The sequence below is a fragment of the Nocardioides sp. genome, from assembly GCF_030655615.1.
Taxonomy (GTDB): Bacteria; Actinomycetota; Actinomycetes; order Propionibacteriales; family Nocardioidaceae; genus Nocardioides.
Map to the genome: position 1 here is coordinate 1 of NZ_JAURVJ010000142.1, position 5040 is coordinate 5040.

The window sequence follows — 5040 nt, forward strand, 5'->3', positions numbered from 1 at the left end:
TCGGCGGCGGCACCGGCGGCCCGCCATCCGGCGGGGGCGGCCCCGGTCGCGGCTGACCGGGCGGCCAAGGCCCTAGGGTCGGCCCATGGGACGAGCGATCCATCACATCGACCTGTGGGTCTCCGACGCCGCCGTGGCGGCCGACGAGTGGGGCTGGCTGCTCGGCGAGCTCGAGTGGGAGGTCGACCTCCCGGGCTCGTCGTGGCAGCACCCCGACGGGACCTACCTCTTCGTCGAGCGCTCGCCCGACCAGGCCGACGTGCCCCACGACCGGCTGCGTCCCGGCGTGAACCACCTGGCCTTCACGGTCGACACCCGCGCGCTGCTCGACCGGATCCGCGCCGAGTCGACGGCGCACGGCTGGCACGAGCTCTACGCCGACCGCTACCCGCACGCCGGGGGCGACGAGCACTGCGCGCTCTACCTCGAGAGCTCCGAGGGGTTCGAGGTCGAGGTGGTCGTCGAGCCGGGCGGCTGAGTCTCGACGCGCCAGCGGGGGAGCGCGTCGGTGTCGTGCTCCCGCAGCCACTGCACCAGCCGTTCGCGCACGTGGCACCGCAGGTCGAACAGGGTCGGCGCGTCGAGCGACGTCACCAGCACCCGGATCCGCACGAACCCGCCGACGGCATCGGTGACCTGGAGGTGCGCGACCCGCTGGTCCCACATCTCGCCGGCATCCACCATGATCCGCGGCAGCTCCTCACGCAGCCGGACGGTGTCGACGCGCCAGTCGACGTCGAGCTCGACGGCACCGAGCAGCTCGGAGTTCTTGCGGGTCCAGTTCTGGAACGGCGTGGTCGTGAAGTAGGTCGAGGGCAGCACCATCCGCCGGTCGTCCCAGAGCCGTACGACGACATAGCTCAGGGTGATCTCCTCGATCCACCCCCACTCCTCCTCGACGATGACGACGTCGTCGATCCGGATCGCGTCGCTGAACGCGATCTGGATGCCCGCGAAGACGTTGGCGAGGGTCGACTGGGCGGCCAGAGCGGCGACGACCGAGATCAGGCCGGCCGAGGCCAGCACGCTGGCGCCGATCGCGCGCACGCCCGGAAAGCTGAAGAGGATCGCGCCGACGGCGACCACGACCACCGCGGCGACGGTGAGCCGCCGGATGATCAGCACCTGCGTCCGCATCCGGCGCGCGTGCAGGTTGTCGCGCACGTCGAGGCGGGCGCGGCCCAGCCCGAGGTCCTCGAGGAAGAGCAGCACCGCCGCCAGCAGCCACGCGCCGGCGACGATCGCCAGGATCCGGCAGCCGAGCGCGGCGGCGTTCCACCAGAGCTCGTCGTCACCGCGCAGGCGTACGCCGGACACCCACCCGGTCAGCACCAGCGTCAGCACCAGGGCCCGGAACGGCGTGCGCGCGGTGGCGGCAAGGCGCTGCCCGTGCGGCCAGCGGCGCGAGATGACCTGGAGGGCGACGTACGCCAGGACTATCACCAGCAGGGCCGCGCCCAGGGCGGACGCGGCGGCGACGAGGGCGTTCATCCACGAGACAGCCATGCCGTCCATGGTCGCGATGGCCCGGTACACGCCGCGAGGGCACCCCCTGACGGGAGCGCCCTCGCGTGCGGTGGGTCACGCCTGCGGCCCCACGACGGGGCGCGACCTCTACGCGGTCTTGCGGCTGTTGAAGATGCTGTAGCCGCCAGGGCCGACGGCCAGGCCGACGACGATGAGGACGATCCCGAAGATGATCTGTCCCTGGATCAGCTGAACGACGCCGACGACGACGAGGATGACGGCGAGGATCCAAAGAAGGAAGCCCATGGTGTTGCTCCTGACTGCTGGTGGGCCCGACGGTGGGGGTGGGCCCGGCCCGGATCTCGGGCGCTGCCTCGACCATTCCGTGCGGCCGAGATGGTCGCCTCACCCCCACGGGCGCAACGGAATCCGCAGCACGGAGCGCATTCTGGCCCCATGACGGACCGCACCGACGCCCGCCCGTGGGTCCCCGCCGACCCCACCCCTGACTCCTTGCGCGAGGCGCTCCAGGGGTGCCGGGGCTGCGAGCTCCACGCCGACGCGACCCAGGCGGTCCCGGGCCGCGGAACCTTCGACGCCCGCCTCCTGCTGCTCGGCGAGCAGCCGGGCGACCAGGAGGACCGGCAGGGTGCGCCGTTCGTCGGCCCGGCCGGTCGCGTCCTCGTCGATGCTCTCGACGAGGCCGGCGTCGACCGGTCCGACGTCTACGTCACCAACACCGTCAAGCACTTCCGCTGGCGCTCCGGCGGCGGCAAGCGGCGCATCCACCAGTCGCCCGGCCGTGCGCACGTCGAGGCGTGCCGTCCCTGGCTCGACGCCGAGCTCAGCCTGCTCCGGCCGGTCGGGGCGGTCCTCCTCGGCGGCACCGCCGGCAAGGCCCTCTACGGCTCGACCTTCCGCGTCGGCGAGGCCCGCAGCGTCCTGCGCGACTGGCCCGAGAAGTACCCCGTCGCCCACCCTCCCGCCTGGGTCCTCGCCACCCTCCACCCCTCCGCCGTCCTCCGCGCAGACCCCGCCGACCGTCAGGACCTGTACGCCGGCCTCGTCGCCGACCTCCGCCTCGCCGCCACAACTCTCAAGGACGCTGACCCGTCGTAGATTGCTGACGGGTCAGCGCGAGCACGTCGACCTGTCGCGTCTGCGCGACGAGGTCAGTGGGGGGTGGGGAGGCCGTAGAGGGTGGTGCGCTCGCGGACGGGGCGGCCGATGCCGGCGCCGATCTCCTTGAGCTCGGCGACGGTCTTGGCGGAGCCGTGCTCGGAGCCGGCCATCCGCGAGATGGTCTCCTCCATCAGCGTGCCGCCGACGTCGTTGCAGCCGGCGGTGAGCATGGCGCGGGTGCCGTCGACGCCGAGCTTGACCCAGGAGGTCTGGATGTTGTCGATGCGGCCGTGGAGGAGGATCCGCGCCATCGCGTGGACAGCGAGGTTGTCGCGCAGGGTGGGGCCGGGGCGGGCGACGCCGGCGAGGTAGATCGGGGCGCTGGTGTGGACGAACGGCAGCGGCACGAACTCGGTGAACCCGCCGGTCTCGTCCTGGATCCGCGACAGGACGCGGAGGTGGCCGACCCAGTGGCGGGGGTTGTCGACGTGGCCGTACATCATCGTCGAGGTGGTCGGGATGCCGACGCGGTGAGCAGTGCTCACGATCTCGATCCAGGTGCGGGCGGGGAGCTTGCCCTTGGTGAGGACCCAGCGGACCTCGTCGTCGAGGATCTCGGCGGCGGTGCCGGGCAGCGAGCCGAGGCCGGCCTCGCGGGCCTTGATGAGGAAGTCCTCGACCGACAGCCCGGTGCGGGCGGTGCCGTTGACGACCTCCATCGGGCTGAAGGCGTGGACGTGCATGTCGGGCACGCGGTTCTTGACCGCGGTGACGAGCTCGAAGTAGGCGTCGGCGGGCAGCTCGGGGTCGATGCCGCCCTGCATGCAGACCTCGGAGGCGCCGAGGTTCCAGGCCTCCTCGGCGCGGTCGGCGACCTCGTCGAGGGACAGGGAGTAGGCATCGGCGTCGGTACGCCGCTGGGCGAAGGCGCAGAACCGGCAGCCGACGTAGCAGACGTTGGTGAAGTTGATGTTCCTGTTGACGACGTAGGTCACGTCGTCACCGACGACCTGCCGGCGCAGCGCGTCGGCCAGGGCGGTGACCTGCTCGAGCAGGGCGCCCTCGGCGGTCATCAGCGTGAGCGCGTGCTCGTCCGACAGGTTGCCGGGGTCGGCCTCGGCCGCGGCCAGGGCGTCACGGCCCTCGGCGTGCAGCACCGCGGGCGCCCCGTCGATGAGGCCGGTGACGTCGGCAGCCTGCTGGACCTGGTCCCAGTCGCCGTAGACGTCGGCGAAGTCGGACCGACGGTCCTCGGTGCGGCCGTCGGTGTCGACGGACTCGTGCAGGTCGGTGCGACCCACCGAGGCGAACCCGCCGTCGGGCTCCTGCCACGCCAGCCCCACGGGTCGTACGCCGGGCACGGCCAACCCGTCAGGAGTGGCCAGGGCCGCGACGTGACCGGAGACGCGCGGGTCGAGCCACGGCTCGCCGGCGCGCACGTATTCGGGGTGGATCGTGAGCCGCGCCTGCAGGTCGAAGCCGCACTCGGCCGTGATCGACCGGAGCCGCTCGAGCGAGGGCCAGGGGCGCTCGGGGTTGACGTGGTCGGGGGTCAGCGGCGAGACGCCGCCCCAGTCGTCGACGCCGGCGTCGAGCAGCGCCCGGCACTCGGCGAGGTCGACGAGGTTGGGCGGGGCCTGCACGCGGGCCTTGGGCCCGAGGACCAGGCGGGTGACGGCGATCGCGGCGCGGTAGTCGTCGAGGTCGAGGTCGTCGGTGTGGCGCATGGCGGTGTCGGGCTTGGCGCGAAAGTTCTGGACGATCACCTCCTGCACGGAGCCGAACTGGGTCGAGACCTTGCGCAGCGCGAAGATCGTCTCGGCCCGCTCGGTCAGCGTCTCGCCGATGCCCACGAGGAGCCCGGTGGTGAAGGGGATCGAGAGGCGACCGGCGTCCTCGAGGACCCGCAGGCGGACGGTCGGGTCCTTGTCGGGGGAGCCGAAGTGGGCCTCGCCCTTGGTCTCGAAGAGGCGACGCGAGGTGGTCTCGAGCATCATCCCCATCGACGGCGAGACCGGCTTGAGACGGTTCATCTCCTCCCAGGACATGACGCCGGGGTTGAGGTGGGGCAGCAGACCGGTCTCCTCGAGCACCCGGACCGCCATCGCGCGCACGTAGGCGAGGGTGGAGTCGTAGCCCTTGGAGTCGAGCCACTCGCGGGCCTCGGGCCAGCGTTCCTCGGGTCGGTCGCCGAGGGTGAACAGTGCCTCGAGGCAGCCCAGCGCCGCGCCCTGCGAGGCGATCTCGAGGATCTCGTCGGGGGAGAGGAACGGTTCGCGACCCTCACGGGCGGCGTGGCCCGGGGTCTCGACGAACGTGCAGTAGTGGCAGCGGTCGCGGCACAGCTTGGTGATCGGGATGAACACCTTGGGCGAGTAGGTCACCACGCCCGGGCGTCCCGCAGCCACCAGGCCGGCGTCGCGCACCCGCGCCGCCGCGGCGGTCAGCCGG

At 72.3% G+C, this 5040-nt stretch carries 5 protein-coding genes; 2 read left to right on the forward strand and 3 right to left on the reverse strand.

Going from position 1 to position 5040, the window contains the following annotated elements:
* The first annotated feature begins 85 nt into the window (after window positions 1-85).
* A complete protein-coding gene (locus Q7T52_RS11995; protein ID WP_304802764.1) occupies window positions 86-478 on the forward strand; it encodes a VOC family protein in 393 nt (130 codons plus the stop codon).
* On the opposite strand, the gene Q7T52_RS12000 is transcribed toward Q7T52_RS11995, so the two are convergent.
* The gene (locus Q7T52_RS12000; protein ID WP_304802766.1) at window positions 421-1506 is read right to left on the reverse strand and encodes a mechanosensitive ion channel family protein; all 1086 of its coding nucleotides are present in this window, start codon (window positions 1504-1506) and stop codon (window positions 421-423) included. The genes Q7T52_RS11995 and Q7T52_RS12000 overlap by 58 nt on opposite strands.
* 108 nt (window positions 1507-1614) lie before the next feature.
* Window positions 1615-1773, reverse strand: coding sequence for a GPGG-motif small membrane protein (locus tag Q7T52_RS12005; RefSeq protein WP_304802767.1), 159 nt, complete (start codon window positions 1771-1773; stop codon window positions 1615-1617).
* A 90-nt stretch (window positions 1774-1863) separates the two neighbouring features.
* On the opposite strand from Q7T52_RS12005, the gene Q7T52_RS12010 reads away from it, so the two are divergent.
* Window positions 1864-2586 carry a UdgX family uracil-DNA binding protein gene (locus Q7T52_RS12010; protein ID WP_304802769.1) on the forward strand — a complete coding sequence of 241 codons (723 nt, stop codon included), beginning with the start codon at window positions 1864-1866 and terminating at the stop codon, window positions 2584-2586.
* 53 nt (window positions 2587-2639) lie between these two features.
* Here Q7T52_RS12010 and Q7T52_RS12015 read toward each other — a convergent pair.
* On the reverse strand, window positions 2640-5040 hold a 2401-nt coding region (locus tag Q7T52_RS12015), incomplete at its 5' end, for a bifunctional FO biosynthesis protein CofGH (RefSeq protein ID WP_304802771.1).

Excerpts from the sequence above, each read along its gene's own strand:
- Q7T52_RS11995 (WP_304802764.1), top strand. The coding sequence starts at position 86 with ATGGGACGAGCGATCCATCACATCGACCTGTGGGTCTCCGACGCCGCC.
- Q7T52_RS12000 (WP_304802766.1), bottom strand. The coding sequence starts at position 1,506 with ATGGCTGTCTCGTGGATGAACGCCCTCGTCGCCGCCGCGTCCGCCCTG.
- Q7T52_RS12005 (WP_304802767.1), bottom strand. The coding sequence starts at position 1,773 with ATGGGCTTCCTTCTTTGGATCCTCGCCGTCATCCTCGTCGTCGTCGGC.
- Q7T52_RS12010 (WP_304802769.1), top strand. The coding sequence starts at position 1,864 with ATGGTCGCCTCACCCCCACGGGCGCAACGGAATCCGCAGCACGGAGCG.